Origin of the sequence: Streptomyces sp. NPDC007905, assembly GCF_042959345.1 — a bacterium.
In the GTDB taxonomy this organism is placed as follows: Bacteria; Actinomycetota; Actinomycetes; order Streptomycetales; family Streptomycetaceae; genus Streptomyces.
In genome coordinates this window covers 369,811-386,525 of record NZ_JBIBKS010000001.1, presented here as the reverse complement: position 1 = coordinate 386,525, position 16,715 = coordinate 369,811, and the positions used below count along the sequence as shown (strand labels likewise).

The 16,715-nt window shown below is 73.7% G+C and carries 11 protein-coding genes; 4 read left to right on the top strand and 7 right to left on the bottom strand.

Translation table 11 applies throughout. The annotated features are described in order from the left end of the window. Positions 1-95 precede the first annotated feature (95 nt). Positions 96-2,237, bottom strand: a complete 2,142-nt coding sequence (locus ACFZDC_RS01910) for a SpoIIE family protein phosphatase (RefSeq protein ID WP_391319399.1) — start codon at positions 2,235-2,237, stop codon at positions 96-98. A 376-nt stretch (positions 2,238-2,613) separates the two neighbouring features. Between ACFZDC_RS01910 and ACFZDC_RS01905 the strand changes: the two genes are divergently transcribed. Further along, on the top strand, positions 2,614-3,222 hold the full coding sequence (locus ACFZDC_RS01905) for a LuxR C-terminal-related transcriptional regulator (protein WP_391319398.1): 609 nt from the start codon (positions 2,614-2,616) through the stop codon (positions 3,220-3,222). Here the strand turns inward: ACFZDC_RS01905 and ACFZDC_RS01900 are convergent, their stop codons facing one another. The 4 genes from ACFZDC_RS01900 to lanKC all read right to left on the bottom strand — a co-directional run bounded on the left by ACFZDC_RS01900 (position 3,223) and on the right by lanKC (position 10,190). After that, positions 3,223-5,502 carry an ATP-binding cassette domain-containing protein gene (locus tag ACFZDC_RS01900; RefSeq protein WP_391319397.1) on the bottom strand — a complete coding sequence of 760 codons (2,280 nt, stop codon included), beginning with the start codon at positions 5,500-5,502 and terminating at the stop codon, positions 3,223-3,225. It abuts the gene before it with no gap. Further along, entirely contained in the window at positions 5,499-7,187 is a 1,689-nt protein-coding gene (locus tag ACFZDC_RS01895; RefSeq protein ID WP_391319396.1) for an ATP-binding cassette domain-containing protein, read from the bottom strand. The genes ACFZDC_RS01900 and ACFZDC_RS01895 overlap by 4 nt, the downstream gene beginning before the upstream one ends. 130 nt (positions 7,188-7,317) lie before the next feature. Beyond that, positions 7,318-7,431, bottom strand: coding sequence for a SapB/AmfS family lanthipeptide (locus ACFZDC_RS01890; RefSeq protein ID WP_391319395.1), 114 nt, complete (start codon positions 7,429-7,431; stop codon positions 7,318-7,320). A gap of 50 nt (positions 7,432-7,481) precedes the next feature. Next, on the bottom strand, positions 7,482-10,190 hold the full coding sequence (gene lanKC, locus ACFZDC_RS01885; protein WP_391319394.1) for a class III lanthionine synthetase LanKC: 2,709 nt from the start codon (positions 10,188-10,190) through the stop codon (positions 7,482-7,484). A gap of 206 nt (positions 10,191-10,396) precedes the next feature. Here lanKC and ACFZDC_RS01880 point away from each other — a divergent pair, with 206 nt between their 5' ends. The 3 genes from ACFZDC_RS01880 to ACFZDC_RS01870 all read left to right on the top strand — a co-directional run bounded on the left by ACFZDC_RS01880 (position 10,397) and on the right by ACFZDC_RS01870 (position 14,687). Further along, complete coding sequence (locus tag ACFZDC_RS01880) at positions 10,397-12,844, top strand: SpoIIE family protein phosphatase (protein ID WP_391319393.1); 2,448 nt, start codon at positions 10,397-10,399, stop codon at positions 12,842-12,844. 80 nt (positions 12,845-12,924) lie between these two features. After that, the gene (locus ACFZDC_RS01875; protein ID WP_391319392.1) at positions 12,925-13,197 is read left to right on the top strand and encodes a hypothetical protein; all 273 of its coding nucleotides are present in this window, start codon (positions 12,925-12,927) and stop codon (positions 13,195-13,197) included. After that, positions 13,194-14,687 (top strand): cytochrome b N-terminal domain-containing protein, encoded by a 1,494-nt coding sequence (locus ACFZDC_RS01870; protein ID WP_391319391.1) that lies wholly within the window; start codon positions 13,194-13,196, stop codon positions 14,685-14,687. Before ACFZDC_RS01875 ends, ACFZDC_RS01870 begins: the two co-directional genes overlap by 4 nt. Here ACFZDC_RS01870 and ACFZDC_RS01865 read toward each other — a convergent pair. Together ACFZDC_RS01865 and ctaD are read right to left on the bottom strand one after the other, a co-directional pair. After that, positions 14,623-15,006: a cytochrome c oxidase subunit 4 gene (locus ACFZDC_RS01865; protein ID WP_391319390.1), complete on the bottom strand. Its 384-nt coding sequence runs from the start codon at positions 15,004-15,006 to the stop codon at positions 14,623-14,625. The two genes, ACFZDC_RS01870 and ACFZDC_RS01865, sit on opposite strands and share 65 nt — an antisense overlap. Continuing rightward, entirely contained in the window at positions 15,003-16,685 is a 1,683-nt protein-coding gene (gene ctaD, locus ACFZDC_RS01860) for a cytochrome c oxidase subunit I (RefSeq protein ID WP_391319389.1), read from the bottom strand. The genes ACFZDC_RS01865 and ctaD overlap by 4 nt, the downstream gene beginning before the upstream one ends. Positions 16,686-16,715: the final 30 nt, after the last annotated feature.

Here is a 16,715-nt window from a genome sequence, read left to right as displayed (position 1 = left end):
CGAGACTCCCTGACCGGCCCACCGCGGTTCCGGCCGGCAGGGACGGTCCGGCCCTCCGGCGGGAGGGCCGGACCGCGGTCGTCGGGTCCGGCGGCTCAGCCGGTGTCGTGGGCCCGCAGCAGCAGCACCGCCACGTCGTCCACCCGTTCCCGTGCCGTCGCGCTGTGCCGTACCAGCTCGTCGGCCAGGGTCTCCAGGGGCTGGTCGCCGATCTCCGCGAGCAGCGCGCCGAGGTCGACCAGGGAGTCCTCGATGTCCACGCCGGGCGACTCGACCAGACCGTCGGTGTAGAGGACGAGGACCGAGCCGGGAGCCAGGGACACCTCGGTCGTCGGATACGTGGCCGACGCGTCGATCCCCAGCAGCGGCCCCCCGGCGAGGTCCAGCACCCGGACCCGTCCGTCCGGGCGTCTGAGCAGGGGCGGCGGATGCCCGGCGCGAGCCATCACGGCCTTCCCGCGCGCCGGGTCCAACCGCAGGTACAGACAGCTGGCGAACAGTTCGGCGCCCAGGTCGACGAGCAGCTGGTTGGTGCTGCGCATCACCTCCTGGGGTGTCTGACCCACCGTGGTGTACGCCCGTACCGCGGTGCGGATCTGCCCCATCAGCGCCGCCGCGGTCACGTTGTGCCCCTGGACGTCCCCGATCACCGCCGCGGCCAGCGGCCGGGCCGGCACGAGGTCATAGAAGTCGCCGCCGATCTCCATGCCCTGAGTGGCCGGCAGATAGCGGGCCGCCGCCTCGATGCCGGGCAGCCGCACCAGCGAGTGCGGCAGCAGCGACTCCTGCAGCCCCTGCGCCAGCCGGTGCTTGGCGTCGTACAGCTGGGCGCGCTCCAGGGCCTGCGCGATCAGGCCGCCGAGGCTGGACAGGACCGCCCGCTCGTCGGCGGGGAAGACATGCGGGTCGGCGTACGCCAGCACACACGTGCCGACCGGCCGCCCGGACGCGATCAGCGGCAGGTACGCCCAGGCCGCGAACCCGCCCGGTGTCTCGTGCCGGTTCGCATACAGCCGCTCCAGCTGCTCCGGCGAGTCGAAGAACGCCGGCACCCCGCTGTTCAGGGCCTGGGTGCCCGGGTTGCGCTCGCTCAGTGGCAGCCCGTCGAACCGCTCCACGACGTGCGGGTCCGCGTACCCGCGGTGCCCCAGCACGTGCAGCCGCCCGGCCTGGGAACCGAGGATCACCATCGCCTGGCTGCCGACCGCCGGGGCCACCTCGTCCCACACCAACTGCACCACGTCCTGCACGCCGACCGCCTCGGTCAGCGCCCCGGCCAGGCTCAGCACCTGGGAGATGGACACCAGCCGCGAGGGCCCCCGCTCCGACTGCGGCGCAGTGCGCGCCATGTCCGCCACCGCCCGGGCCCGGCCGATGCGCACGCTCAGCCCGGTCGTGCTCGGATACAGGCGGAACGAGAGCCACTCGCCCGGCGGGCGCAGGGCCACGAACGACGTCACGTGCTGGCTGATCAGCGCGGCCCGGTAACGGTCCTCGTACATGGGGTCGTTCAGCCACGGTACCGACACCCAGGGGAGCGTGCCGAGCAGCTCGCCGGCTGGTCTGCCGAGCAGGTCGGCGGCGGCCGCGTTGGCGAAGGTGATCCGGCCGTGCAGATCCAGCGACACCAGCCCGTACGGCAGCCGGGACACCATCCGCACCGCCTCCACCGACCCCAGCGTGCCCGCCACGCCGGCCACGGGCGTCGCCAGCAGATCGCGCTCGGGCCGGAGCGGCCGCTCCTCAGCGGCGGCCCGGGCCAGCCGCCGGGCCAGCCGTTCGCAGGCCGCCGTCAGATGTTCGCGCTCCCAGTCGGACAGTTCCGGCGCATGCGCACCGGGCCAGGTGACGAACACGGCGCCGTACACGGTGCCCGCCGTCGCCACCGGCAGCGCCGCCAGCGCGAACGGGTACGGCAGCACCACGGCGATCCGGGGATAGGAGCGGGCCATCTCCTCCTCGCCGCCCACCCACACCAGGCGCCGCTCCCGCACCGCGTCCGCGACCGGGATCGGCGCGCTCAGCCCGACCCGCTCCCACGGGGCCGCGAACGCCCGGGGCATGCCCGCCATCACCGCCATCTCCAGGACCGGCTCGTCGGACCGGAGCAGGTACACCGCGCCGGAGTGCGCGTGCACGTCCTCGAGCATCGCGGCCAGCGCGAGCGACAGCAGCAGCTCGCCGGCCGACGTTCTGGCGGCCGCCGGTGCCTGCGCCGGCCCTGGCCCGTCGGACACGCCGACCACCTCCTCGTACGGCCGCGCCTCGCATCCCGGGGTCAAGGCTCTCTCGTGGGGCCACCCGGCGCACGGCGAGCACCTCTCGCATGCCGTGGGCGGCAGCGCTCACCTGCGAAGGAGCACCGTCCCCCCCGGATGCGCACGGATACCCCGTCCGGCCCGTCCCATGCCCCCGTAGCTGAAGCGCGAGGCGGCGTACGGGCGCCCGGTGTGCGCCCCCGCGCACCCTGATGGCCGGATCTCCGCGCCCGCGAACGGTGACACCGGCCAAGAATGGGGCACGCGCTCAACACCCGAAGACAAGAGCGCTGAACACCTGAAGACAAGAGCACGGCGATGCAGGGCGAAGTACGGCCTACTGGAGGGGCGGGCAGTGATCCGGGTACTTCTGGTGCACGACGCGTGTCTGGTGCGATCGGTTCTGGCCGAATGGCTGCGGAGGGCACCCGGTCTGCAGGTCGAAGACACGCCATGGCGTGCCGCGCCCTCACGGGTGCGCTCCTTATGTCCGGACGTGTGCGCCGCGGACCTGGACTGCGGCGACCGGCAGGGCGGGCCGCCGCTCGGCGACCTGTGCCCGCCGGGCACGGGCGGCAGACCGCCGGCACTCGTGGTCCTTGCGAGTGCGGACAGACCGGGGCTGCTGAAGCGGGCTGCCGAGGCGGGGGCGCTCGGCTTCGTCGACAAGGCGGGCTCACCGGACGGGCTGGTGCGCGCGATCCGCTGTGCTGCGGAGAGGGAACGTTTCGTCGACGCCTCGCTGGGGTTCGGATTCCTCAAGGCGGCCCAGATGCCGCTGACCGGACGTGAGCTGAGCGTGCTGTCCCTGGCGGCCGACGGCGCGTCCATCGCGGAGATCGCCGGGAGCCTGCACCTGTCCCACGGCACGGTGCGCAACTACATGGCGGCGATCACCCGTAAGACCGGGGCGCGCAACCGCATCGACGCGATACGGATATCGCAGGGGGAAGGGTGGCTGTGATCAGCCGACCGGCGTGGTCGGCGCCATCGTCCAGCCGCCGACCAGATCCCGGTACAGAGCCGAGGTCCGCAGCAGTTCGTCGTGCGTCCCGCAGGCGGTGCGCGGGCCGTCCATCACCAGGACGCGGCCGGCGCGCCGAGCGGAGCTGATGCGGTGGGCGACGACCACCAGTGTGCCGCCCGGGCGCGCCGCGAACGCCCGCTCGGCTCGGGCCTCCGCCTCCGGGTCCAGATGACAGGTCGCCTCGTCGAGCAGGGCGAGCGGCGCGGGTGAGAGATAGGCCCGGGTCAGCGCGATCAGCTGCCGCTCGCCCGCCGACAGCGCGGCCGGGTCGACCCGGCCGGCGGGCCCGCCCAGCGCCCGCGCCAGCGGCGTCAGCCCGAGCGCCTCGGCGGCGGCCAGCAGTTCCGCCTCCGGCACCGGGTCCTGGCGGAAGAGGCCAAGGTTCTCGGCGAGGGTGCCGCCGTGGACGTACGCCTCCTGCGGAATCAGCACGCGCAACGTGGCCGCCGCCGGCCCCGGCACGGTGTGCCCGTACACCCGGATCACCCCTTCCCGGGGCTCCAGAAGCCCCGCGACCAGCCCGGTGAGCGTCGACTTCCCGATCCCGCTCGGTCCGACGACGGCGAGGTGGCCGCCGGCCGGGACGGTGAGGTCGAGCCCGTCGAGCACGGGCTCACTGGCGGGCCCGTAGGCAAAGGTGACGGAGGTGAGCGCGAGGGCAGGAGTGCTCGTAAGCGGGGGAGTGGTCGTGTCCGGGGTAGTGCTCGCAACCGGAAGAGTGCCCGCGACCGGCGGCGGAGCGCCCGTGGCCGGGGTGGGCGCCTCGGGCGGGTGGTGCGGGCCCGGCGAGTCGTGCGGCTCCGGCGAGTCGTGCGGCCCGGTCGGGTGGTCCGGCACCAGCGGGGCATTGGAGACGCCGTGGGGCAGGGGCTGCTCGTGGGCACCGGGCGCGCCGTCGGGCAGGCGCTGCTCGGGGGTATCGGGCACGTCGTGAGGCCGCTGCTCGTGGGCATCGGGCGCGCCGTGGGGCAGGGGCTGCTCGTGGGCACCGGGGGCGCCGTGCGGCAGGGGCTGCTCGTGGGCATGGGGCGCACTGTGCGGCACGCGTTGCTGGTGTGCATGGGGCGCGCCGTGAGGCCGCTGCTCGTGCGTATCGAAGACGCCGTGGAGCATCTGCTGCTCGTGCGCATCAAAGACGCCGTGGGGCACACGGTGCTCACGGGTATCGGGCGCGCCCCGCGGCACGCGTGGGAAGTGCGGCTCGGGCGAGTCGTCTCGCTTCGGCTGTTCGTGCGGCGATCCGGTCTCCCTCGTCCCGGGCGGACCGGGCCGGTCGGCCGGCCGCGGTGCCCCCGGGCCCGTCGCCGGGGTCAGGCGACGCAGGACGACGGTGAGGCGGGAGCCGCTGGTGCCGAGGCCGTGTACGAGGTTGTGGAGGGCGGGGAGCAGGGACTGGGTGACATAGGCGAGGGCCCCGACCAGCGCACCCGGACTCACGCCGTGGCCCAGCAGCCAGGGCGCGGTGGCGAGCAGCAGGACCACGGGCAGCTCGCCGCCCACCGCGAGAGCGGCCACGCGGGTCACGCTCCAGCGGGCCAGTGCGCGGGCGGCCCGCTGCTCCGCCTCGATCAACCGGCCGGTGCTCGCCGCCACTTGGGCCCCGGCACCGGCGGCCGTGACGTCCCGCAGGCCCGGACACACCGCCCCCAGGTCCTCGGCGAGCGCTTCGTCCGCGGTGAGGAAGGCCTCCTGGCGCCGGGCCAACGGCCGCAGCGTCGCCGTGAACAGGCACACCCCGGCCAGCAGCGGAGGCACGACGACCGTCAGGAGCAGCGGAGCCAGCGAGCAGAGGCCGATCAGCGCACCGGCCGCGGTGAACAGGAACGACCGGGAGACCATCACCAGGCCCGCGAGGGTGTCCCGGGCGATCTCCACCTGCTGGGTGAGACCGGACAGCGCCCCGGCGTCCGCCTCCCGCACCCCGCGCCGTACCACGGTCGCCACCAGCCGGTCCCGTACCGGTTCCACCAGCGCGGCGACCACGCCATAGACCCGTCCGGTCCCGTACGCCCCGGCGCCCACCGCGAGCCCGGCCGCCCCGAGCCACAGCAGACCGGTCCGAGCGTCCCCGGCCAGGAACCCGGCGTCCAGCGCCCGCGCCAGCGCATAGCCGGCCAGGAAGGTCTGCCCCGCTTCCAGGACGGACCAGAGGCCGAGTCGGAGCAGCGCCCGCCCCCGCCCCCGCAGCAACCGCAACGCCCTCGTCCGCGCGCTCACGCCCCGAACACCGCCCGGTACTCCGCGTCCCGCCACAGTTCGGTGTGCGGACCCACCGCCCGCACCCGGCCCCCGTCCAGCCAGGCGACCGCGTCGGCGCGGGCCGCGGTGACCGTGCGGTGGGCGATCAGCAGACGGGTCGGCCCCGCTCCGGGGGCCAGCAGGGCCTCGGTGATCTGGTGCTCGGTGACCGTGTCGAGGCTGGAGAGGGCGTCGTCGAGGATCAGCAGGCGGCCGCCGTGGGCGAAGGCGCGGGCGAGGCCCAGGCGCTGGGACTCGCCGCCGGAGCGGGGGGCGTCGGCGCAGGGGGTGGCATAGCCGTCGGGCAGGCGGCGGACGAAGGCGTCGGCCCGGGCCGTGCGCGCGGCCGACCGGATCCGGGCGGGGGAGGGAGCGGTGAGCCCGAACGCGATCGTGTCCTCGATGGTCCTGCCGAGCAGGGCGGGGCGTTCGAACGCGTAGGAGACCGCACGGCGCAGGTCGGCGTGGGCCAAGGTGCGCAGCGGGACCCCGTCGAGGAGGACCTCGCCCGTGTCCGGGTCGGCCAGCCGTCCGGCGAGTTCGGCGAGCAGGGACTTGCCGGTCCCGGAGCGGCCGACGACGGCGAGGGTGGAGCCGCCCGGGACGCGCAGGTCGACGCCGTCCAGGACCGTGCGGCCGCCCCGGCGGGCCGTCACGCCCCGCAGCTCCAGCCGCCCGGGGCCGGGTGGCAGGCGGCGGGTGCCGTACCCGGGCACCGGTTCGGCCAGCACCTCGTCGAGTCGCCCGGTCGCCGCGCGGGCCCGCGCCAGCGCGGCCAGTTGTCCGACCAGCACGCCGACCCCCGTGGCCAGCACCGCGTACCGGGAGGCGGCCAGCACCTCGCCCACCGACAGGCGGTGCCGGGCGAGCAGCAGGCCGGCCACCGCCACCACGCCCAGGTTCAGCAGCGGTGCCACGGTGCCCGCCTGGGCGGCGGCCCGCCCCTGCACCCGCCACATGCGGTGCCCGGCGCGGGACAGTCCGGGCAGCGGCGCGAGGATACGCGCCGTCTCCCGGTCCTCCGCTCCGGCGGCCCGGATTGTGCGGAAGCCGCCGATCGCCTCGGCGAGAGCGGCCGCGATCCGCCCCTGCATCCGCTGGTAGTCCTCCACGCACGCCGACGTGTCCCGGGCGAAGGCGCGCAGCAGCAGCCCCAGCACCGGCGCTCCGGCCAGGAAGACGGCAGCCAGCCACGGGTCGATCAGGCCGAGCGCCACCACGCCCCCGACCGGCCCGGCGAGTGCCGCGAGCAGCGCGGCCAGCGCACCCGGCGCCGTCCCCGCCTGCGCGGCGCTGCCGATCAGCCGGGCCATGAGGTCACCGGTGCCGAACCGGGCGCCCGCCCGCGGGCCCAGGGCCAGAACGTGTCCGGTGATCCGGTGCCGCAGCCATGCGGTGGACCGGGCGTCGACGGTGCCGGTGAGCACGCTCGCGCACCCGTCCAGTACGGCGAGCAGCAGCACCAGGCCCGCGCAGCAGGCCACCCAGCGGGCCGCCGGAGCGCGGGCGAGCAGGAGGTCGAGGGTCCGGCCGAGTGCGGCGGGCAGCAGCAGTCCGGCGGCCGTGCCGGCCGTGGTCACGGCGCACAGGGCGGCGCAGCGGGCGCCGCAGTGCCGGAGCACGGCACGCGACAGACGATCGGGGGCGTCGCAACGGGTCGTCATCGGCTGCGGCCTCGCGTCGGATCGGACGGGAAGGCTCCGTACGGCCCCTCCCGTGCGGACGGGAAGGCCCCGGACAGCCCCTCCCCGCAAGGGGAGAGGGCCGCCCGGAGCCGTGGCGTGACCGGCCTGGTCAGAGACAGAGCAGAACGCTCGCCGCCGAGACACAGGACAGCAGGCTCGCCGTGCTCGCGCCGGTGTGGGTGTGCTCGTCGGACTCGAGGGTCTGCAGGTCGAGAAGTGCCATGATGTTGTGTCCTTTCCCTGTTCGGGGACGGGGGTTGGGTCACGACTCCGTCAGCTCGCGGAGCCGCGTGTGTGGGCCGCCGGTGGCGGCGGGAGGAAGGGCAGGTGCGCGGTGGGCTCGGCGTCGAGGGCCGACGCGAGCGCCAGCAGACAGCCTGCCGTTCCGGTGGCGAGGTCCATGGAGAGCCGCATCATCTGGTGCCCGGGGAAGGCGAGTTGGCCCTGGTAGGCCATCGCGAACCAGCCGAGCCCCGCGATCTGCTGCTCCAGCCGGTCGCGGCCGGCGCCCGGCGCGGAGCTGCGGGCGAGGTGCAGGACCATTCCGGCGCGGCCCTGGAAGAGACCGGGCTGCGCGTAGAAGCGGGAGGTGGCCGCGGTGAGGATGCCGGCCCGGGCCCGCTCGAACTCCTTCGCGGCATCGGCGGCGTGGGCGAGGAGAGCCGCCTCCCGGTCGTCCTCGGGGGCCCGGGCGAGCGGGCCGCCGTCGCCGGCGGCCCGCAGAAGCGACCCGCCGTCGCCCGTCCGCGCCAGGTAGTCGTCGAGGACCAGGCCGATCCCCACGCTGCCGTCACCGAGGTACGGCAGCGTCCGCCAGCCCTCGTCCACCTCCAGGCCGCCGCCCGCCTCCTGGACGACGCAGCAGGCCAGGTCGCGGCGCAGTGCCTCGGCCGCCGCGGCGAGCATGCGGGCCTCACCCGTCTCCTCGTACCGCCGCAGCAGGAACAGCGCGGGCCCGCCGGCGCCCCGCATCAGCCCGGCCCGTGGCCGGGGCGTGTCCGGGGCCGGTTCGGCGAGGCGTCGTACGAGGATCCCGGCGGCCTCGGCGGCACCGTCGCGCAGCTCCGTCTCGCCGGTCGACTCCGCCAAGCGGCCCAGGACCAGGCCGAGACCGGCCAGGCCGCCGTGCAGGTCGGAGGAGAGATTGCGCCAGTTCTCCCGCAGAATGCCGTCGATCAGGTCCAGTGCCCGCTGCCGGTGGCCGAGCAGGTCGAGGACCAGGGCCACGCCCGCGAGACCGTCGTACAGGCCGAGCGGGGTGCCGGGCGGCGGCGGTGCCGTGTGGTCCAGCAGCCAGCGCTCGCCCTCTTCGTACCGGCCGGCGCCGGAGACCTCCAGCGCGTACAGCACCCCGGCCGCGCCGTGCGCGAGCCCGAGGCCGCCGCCGTCGGAGAACTGGGCGATGTCGCCGGGGAAGAGACGGTCGTCGCGCTCCGGAGAGGCGGAGGCGAGGATCGCCTTCACCATCGAGTCCCGGCTGTACGGCCAGTCGCCCGGCACCACCAGGGGCGCGGACGTACGGCGGCTGCGGCCGTCCGCGGTGTCCCGGGTGATCTCGGCGACCGCCTCGTCGAGGAAGGCGCGCGGCACGTCGGGGAACTGCTCGGCGATCACGTCCGCCAGGTGTGCCGCCTTGCCGCGGTCCACCACGAACAGCGTGGTCACGGGCAGGAACAGGGCGAGGCGCAGACAGGCGAGCGCATACCGGTCGACGTCCTTGCCGCGGCGGTCCGGCGGGGCGAAGAAGCCGGGGTGCGCCACGGTCTGCCGACCGTTCTCCTCGGCCGGGGCCGCCGCCTCGAAGTCGATCAGGGACACCGTCTCCTCGTCCGGGTCGACCATGATGTTGAAGACGTGCAGGTCGTTGAAGACCAGCCCACGCGCGTGCACCGCCTCCACCGCCCGCTCCACGGCCCGGTGAATGCGCAGGGCCCATGCCGTATAGGCGGCGACCTCCGCGGGGTCCGGGTCGGGGGTGAGCAGCGGATGCCGTTCGGCGAAGAACGAGTTGAGCGGGCGGCCCGGAAGGAAGTCCATCACCAGGAACCGGTGGTCGCCCAGCGTGAACCAGTCCCGCACCTCGGGCACCACGCCCGTCCCGGCGGCCTGCTGCAGCGCGGCTCTCTCCCGCTCCAGCCGGGCCACCGCGTCGGCCCCGTCGGCGGCCAGCCCCGCGTGCGGGCGCCCCTCCTTCAGCACCACCCGGCGCCCGTCCCTGGTGTCCGTGCCGGCGTACACCCCGCCGCCGTTGGAGAAGTGCAGTGCCTTCTCGATGCGGTACGGCAGTTCGCCCACCGTCGTGGTGTTGCGGGCCTCGAGGTGCGGCCGCAGGAACTCCGGGAGCGTGACCCACTCCGGCACCTGGAAGGACGGCGCCCGCCGGTCCGGCACCAGGCGCCCCTCGCCGTCGGTCACCGCCGGCACCAGCGAGCCGCGCTCGTCGACGACGTACCGGCGCGCGAAGGCGCCGTAGCGGACGTAGAGCGGACCGTCGGACCAGCGCAGGTCGGTCAGGATGTACGGCCCCTCACAGCCCTCCAGCAGCGCGCCCAGCTCGCGCAGCACCCGGTGCAGCTGTTCCTCGTCGGCCGGGTACACGGTGACGAACTTGCCGCTGGTGTCGCGGCCCGCGTACTTGGCGTTGCGCAGGTGCAGCAGATGCGGGGACGGCACGAACTTGAACGGGATCCGGCGTGGCACGCAGTAGTCCCACACGATCCCGGCGATCCGTTCCGCGTTCGCCGCGGTCGCCGAGGAGTGGATCTTCCAGCCCTGGGCCGGCGAGGGGAGCGGCGCGCCGTCGTCGCCGAGCGGGGTCAGCGTCAGCCAGTCGCCGGTGCGGGCCGTGTGCCAGCCGTCCGGGAGCGCGCGACGCGCCGTGGCGAACAGCGGCGCCGGCTCGTTGCCGTCCGCCGAGAGCCGGTCGGGCGTGTCGTAGAAGTGTCCGTCGGCGAGCGCGTACACCTCGTACCGCTTGTCCATGCCCGTCCCGCCCCTTTCTCTGGATGACCCGGACAGACACTCGCAGGAGGCGGAACGTCGCGGAAAGTCACGGCTGTCACGAGGTCACCGTGCGGAACGCATGGGTAAAGATGTGTTCGGTGGCTTTCGAGCGAAGTCGGGCCCGCGCGGCGCGTGACGCGTTCACAGGGGCTGCGCAGGCGGCTCATACGCGCTGTAATGGCCAAGTGGCCAGTGAGGGTGCTGCGGTGCGCAGAACGAGAACCGAGCGTGCCGAAACCGCCCTTGAAACGCTCATCGACGTGCCCGCCTCTCCCGATCGGCTGCGCCGGGTTCTCGAACAGGCGCTTGTATTCGCCGGGGCGGCGTTCGTGGGGGTCTACGCGCCCGGATACGACCCCGCGGGGCTGATCCTGGCCGAGTCCGCGGGTCTGCCGCGCACGCTGTACGGCCTGCGCGACGGCTATCAGGCCGCGGGCGGCTCGCCGGTCGCCGAGGTCCACCGCACCGGGCGGCCCGTGTGGCTCGGCCCGGACGAACTGGCGGACTGCCCGGAGGCACGCCGGACGCCGTCCGGGGACTTCTCCCTGGCCGCGTTGCCGCTCGGCCCGGCCGGCAGTGGCTGCCTGCTCGCCGTCACCGAGCACCCCGGCGGCTTCGGCACCGACGACCGCGCCTGCCTGGAGCTGATCGCCCGGGCGGTCGCCGTGCCCGCGCCGGCCGGCAGAGCCGCGGACACCGGCGAACTGCCCGCGGACACGTTCAGCCTGGCCATGGACACCGGCCGGGTCGAGGTGGGCGACACGATCCTGCGGCTCTTCGGGATCGGCCGGGAGGAGTTCGACGGCAAGGTGGAGACGCTGCTCGGCCATACCGTGCCCGAGGACGTGCCCGCCCTGATGTCGGTGGTCGAGGCCGACCACATGTCCATCGGCGATCGTGAGCTGGAGTTCCGCATCCTGCAGGCCTCCGGCCCACCCAAGTGGCTGCGGCTGCGCGGCCGGCTGCTGCCCGGCGGCGAGGGCCGCCCGGCCCGGCTCGTCGGCACCGTCGCGGACGCCTCCACGCTGCGCTCCGACGTCACCGACGTGGCCCGCGTACAGCGCCTGGCCGCCGCCCTCGCCATGGCCGGCACGGTCAAGGACGTCGGCCAGGCCGTCGTCTCCGCCCTGCGCCAACCGCTCCAGGCCGACCGCATCGCCCTGGCGGAACTCGAGAACGACCGTCTCGTCGTCACCGTCCTCGACCCGCCCGAACCCGAGGCCTGGCCCGAGCTGTGGCGCACCGAGTGGCGCACCGAGTGGCCCGACGCGCCGGTGCGTGCCATGCCCACCCTCGCCGCCGCCCTGCGCGAGGGCCGCCCCCGCATCTGGCCCGCCGGCAGCCCGCTGGAGCCCGCGCTCGCCGACGTGGGCCCCGGCGGCCTCGCCGTACTGCCGCTGGCCGCCGGCGGCCGCATGGCCGGCGCCTGCCTGATCGGCTGGGACCAGCCGCACGAGTTCGCCCCCGACGAGCGCGCCCTGCTCACCGCCTCCGCCGGCCTCGCCGGCCAGGCGCTGCTGCGCGCCCACGCCTTCGACGCCGAGCACGAACTCGTCGGCATGCTCCAGCGCACCCTGCTGCCGCGCCGCCTGCCCCGGCTGCCCGGCGCGGTCGCCGTCGCACGGTATCTGCCCACCACAGCCGGTCTCGAGGTCGGCGGCGACTGGTACGACGTGATCCCGCTCGCCGACAACCACGTGGCCTTCGTCATCGGCGACGTCCAGGGCCACAACGCGGGTGCCGCCACCCTGATGGGCCAGATGCGCACCGCGCTGCGCGCCTACGCCGTCGAGGGCCACGCCCCGGACGTGGTCGTCGCGCTCGCCAACCGGCTGCTGCTGGACATGGAGACCGACCTCTTCGCCACCTGCTGCTACGTCGACGTCGACATGGAGCAGGGCACCGCCCTGTGTGTACGCGCCGGTCATGTGCCGCCGGTGCTGCGTCATCCGGACGCGTCCACCGAGATCGTCCACGCCGAGGGCGGCCCGCCGCTCGGGGTGCTCCACCAGGCCGAGTTCCCGATGACCCCGCTCCGGCTCCAGCCGGGTACGGTCCTGGCGCTCACCACCGACGGACTGGTGGAGTCCGCCGAGGCCGACATCGACGACGGCATGGACCGGCTCGCCCATGAGCTCGCCACCGCCGATCCCGGCCACCTCGGTCTGGTCGCCGACGCCCTGCTCACCGGCGCCCACCGCGGCGATGACGTCGCCCTGCTGCTGATGCGTTACGACGGCATGGCCGTACGCCCGCTGCGCGAGAGCTGGACGGTGTGGCGGGTCCCGGAAGCCGTCCGGCACGCCCGCCGCTTCGCCCGGCGCACCCTGCGCACCTGGGGCGTGTCGCGCGACACCATGGACGCGGCGCTGCTGGTGGTCTCGGAGCTGGTCACCAACGCCCTCGTGCACACCACCGGCCAGGTCCGCCTCGACCTCAGCCTGGTCAACCACCGGTTGCGGCTCGCGGTGGCCGACGGCTCGCCGCGCAGCCCCGTCAAGCCCACCAGCATCGGCTGGGAGGCCACCGGCGGGCGCGGCATCCTGCTGGTGGAGGCGGTGTCGGAGGCCTGGGGGACGGTGCCGGTCAGCGGCGGCAAACAGGTCTGGGCGGACCTCGCATCGGACGACTGACCCGCCACTCGGGTATCGGTGCGGACCGCGCACGGCAGGTCGGAGGGCACCGTCCGCCGACCGTGCCTAGGGTCCTTGACGTGGCACATACCTTCGAAGAACTGGTGGAGAAGCAGCGGGCCGCCGACGCGGCACAGCGCATGGTCGACGAGTTGCGGGAGGCGTACGGCCCGCCTGCCGGGCGGCAGATGACCGGGGCCCAGTCGGGCACCTACGAGACGGCGCTGCGCGCCTGGCGGGACCTGGCCCGGGACGTGCAGACCGCGGTCAGCGAGTACGCGAGGCAGACGGGCCGGCCGCGCGCCGATGTGGAGGCCGAGGTGGCCCGGGCGGCGGCACCGGAGGACACGTGAGCCGAGCCGGCCGCCGCGCGGAGCGGCTCGTGGACGCGGCGGACGCCCGGCTGCCCGTGCTGGAGGGCGGCGCGCTGCTGCGCAAGGCGTTCCCCGAGCACTGGTCCTTCCTGCTCGGCGAGATCGCCCTCTACAGCCTCCTCGTGCTGATCCTGACCGGGGTGTGGCTGACGTTCTTCTTCCAGCCGGAGATGCGCGAGGTCGTCTACGCCGGCCCCTATGTGCCGCTGCGCGGCGTGCTCATGTCGGCCGCCTTCGACTCCACCCTGCACATCAGTTTCGACGTGCGCGGCGGCCTGCTGATCCGGCAGGCCCACCACTGGGCCGCCCTCGTCTTCGTCGCCGCGATCGGCCTGCACATGCTGCGGATCTTCTTCACCGGCGCCTTCCGCCGGCCCCGCGAGCTGAACTGGGTGATCGGGCTCACCCTGTTCGTCCTCGCGCTCGCCGAGGGCTTCGCGGGGTACTCGCTCCCCGACGACCTGCTCTCCGGCACCGGGCTGCGCATCGCCCAGGGCATCATGGCGTCCCTGCCCGTGGTGGGGACGTACGTGGCCTTCTTCGTCTTCGGCGGTCAGTACCCGGGCCACGACATCATCACCCGGCTCTACCCGGTGCACATCCTGCTGCTTCCGGGCGCGCTCCTCGCCCTGGTGACGGTGCATCTGATCCTGGTGTTCCACCTCAAGCACACCCAGTGGCGCGGCCCCGGCCGCACCAACCGCAACGTCCTCGGCAAGCCGCTCGTCCCGCAGTTCACCGCCTCCTCCGTGGGCCTGTCCCTGTGCGTCTCCGGCCTCCTGGTGCTGCTGTCCGGCATCGCCCAGATCAACCCGGTCTGGAACTACGGCCCCTACCGCCCGGACGTGGACTCCACCGGATCCCAGCCGGACTGGTACGTCGGCTTCCTGGAGGGTGCGCTGCGGCTGGTGCCGCCGTGGGAGACCAACGTCGCGGGGCACACCCTCATGTGGAACGTGCTGCTTCCGGCGGTCGTGCTGCCCGGCCTGCTGTTCGCCGTGCTGTACGCCTATCCGTTCGTGGAGCAGCGTCTGACCGGGGAGTGGCACCACGAGCAGCACCTGTGCGACCGGCCGCGCGAGCGTCCCGTCCGCACCGGCCTCGGGGTGGCGGGCACCGTCTTCTACGGCGTGCTGCTGCTGGCCGGCGCCAATGACGTCATCGCCCAGAGCTTCCGCATCTCCGTCAACGGCCTGACCTGGGTGCTGCGCATCGCGCTCGTGGCGGCGCCGGTACTCGCCTTCCTGGTGACCCGCTGGCTGTGCCGGGCACTGACGGAGGCCGAGCGTGAGCGCCTCGCCGAGGGCGTGCCCACCGGCGAGATCCGTCAGAGCGTCACCGGCGGCTACGAGACCGACCACGAGTCCGTCGAGACGTTCCGCCCCGGAGCGCCGCGCAGGCCGCTCACCGGTACGCGTACTGGAACACCATCCCGAACACACCGCGAGCCAGAACGCCCAGACCGATGAGGAACAGCCACAGCCCGTAGACCACACCGGTCGCCGTCACCGCGAAACCCAGCGCGGTGACGATCGGCCACACGCTCTCGTCCGGGAAGAACGCCACCGGCCCGGCCGCGTCCGCCACCTCCGCGTCCGTGCGGTCCTGCGCCCGTGCGCCCCGGCGCCGGTACTGGATCAGGCAGAAGAAGGCGACCAGCGCTGCCATCCCGAACGCGACGACCAGCGCGGTCGTGCCCGTCTCGTCATGCGACCACGCCCCGTACAGGGCGGCGGAGCCACCGAAGAACAGCGCCACGCCGCCGAACAGCATCGCTTCCGCCTTCATCGCGCTTCCACCTCCCCGGGCGGGTTCTCGACCTCCGGGTGGTGCAGGTCGAAGGCGGGTGACTCCGACCGCACCCGAGGGAGCGCCACGAAGTTGTGCCGCGGCGGTGGGCAGGACGTCGCCCACTCCAGGCCACGCCCCCATCCCCACGGGTCGTCCTCGGTGACCTTCTCCGCCTTGGTGGCGGTGCGCCAGACGTTGCAGAGGAACGGCAGGGTGGAGACACCGAGCAGGAACGCCCCCGCCGACGAGATGCTGTTGAGCAGCGTGAACCCGTCCGAGGGCAGATAGTCCGCGTACCGCCGGGGCATCCCTTCCTCGCCGAGCCAGTGCTGCACCAGGAAGGTCAGCTGGAACGCCGGGAACAGCAGCCAGAAGTGCAGCTTGCCGAGCCGCTCGTCCAACATCTTCCCGGTGAACTTCGGCCACCAGAAGTAGAACCCGGCGAACATCGCGAACACCACCGTGCCGAACAGCACGTAGTGCAGGTGCGCCACGATGAAGTACGAGTCGGTCAGATGGAAGTCCAGCGGCGGGGAGGCGATCAGCACCCCGCTCAGACCGCCCGTCAGGAAGGACACGAGGAACCCCAGCGACCACAGCATCGGCGTCTCGAACGAGATCGACCCCTTGACCATCGTCCCGATCCACGCGAAGAACTTGATGCCCGTGGGCACCGCGATCAGGAAGGACATGACCGAGAAGAACGGCAGCAGCACCGCGCCGGTGGCGAACATGTGGTGCGCCCACACCACCGCCGACAGCATGGTGATCGCGATCGTCGCCCCGATCATCGGCAGATAGCCCCACAGCGGCTTGCGGGAGAAGACCGGGATGATCTCCGAGATGATCCCGAAGAACGGCAGGGCCACGATGTACACCTCGGGATGGCCGAAGAACCAGAAGAGGTGCTGCCACAACAGCGCGCCGCCGTCCGAGGCGTCGAAGACGTGCGCCCCGAACTTCCGGTCCGCCTCCAGCGCCAGCAGTGCCGCCGTGAGCACCGGGAAGGCGGGCAGGACGAGGACCGAGGTGAACAGCACGTTCCAGGTGAAGATCGGCATCCGGAACATGGTCATGCCCGGCGCGCGCAGGGACACGATCGTGGCGATGAAGTTCACCGCGGTGAGCGTCGTCGACACACCCGAGACCACCAGTCCCATCGCCCACAGGTCACCACCGGCGCCGGGGGAGAAGTAGGCGCTGTTCAGCGGCGCGTAGGCGAACCAGCCGAACGCCGCCGCCCCGCCGGGCACCAGGAAGCCGGAGACCACCATCAGCCCACCGAAGAGGTACATCCAGTACGACATCGCGTTGAGCCGCGGGAAGGCCAGGTCGGGGGCGCCGATCTGCAGCGGCATGATGGCGTTGGCGAACCCGGCGAACATCGGCGTCGCGAACAGCAGCATCATGATGGTGCCGTGGATCGTGAAGAACTGGTTGTAGCCCTGCTCGCTGAGGAACTGCAGGCCCGGCCGGGCCAGTTCGGCGCGCATGCCGAGCGCGAGCAGCCCCGCCACCAGGAAGAAGCAGAACGCCGTGACCATGTAGAGGCGGCCGATCACCTTGTGGTCGGCCGTGGAGGCCCAGCGCAGCAAGGCCCGGCCGGGCCGCTGGGCGGGGGCCGTGTACCGTGCGGTGATCTCCCTGATCTCTGACATTTCCGGTGACTCGGTCATCGCCGTCGACGCTACTCCCGGGGGCCGGAG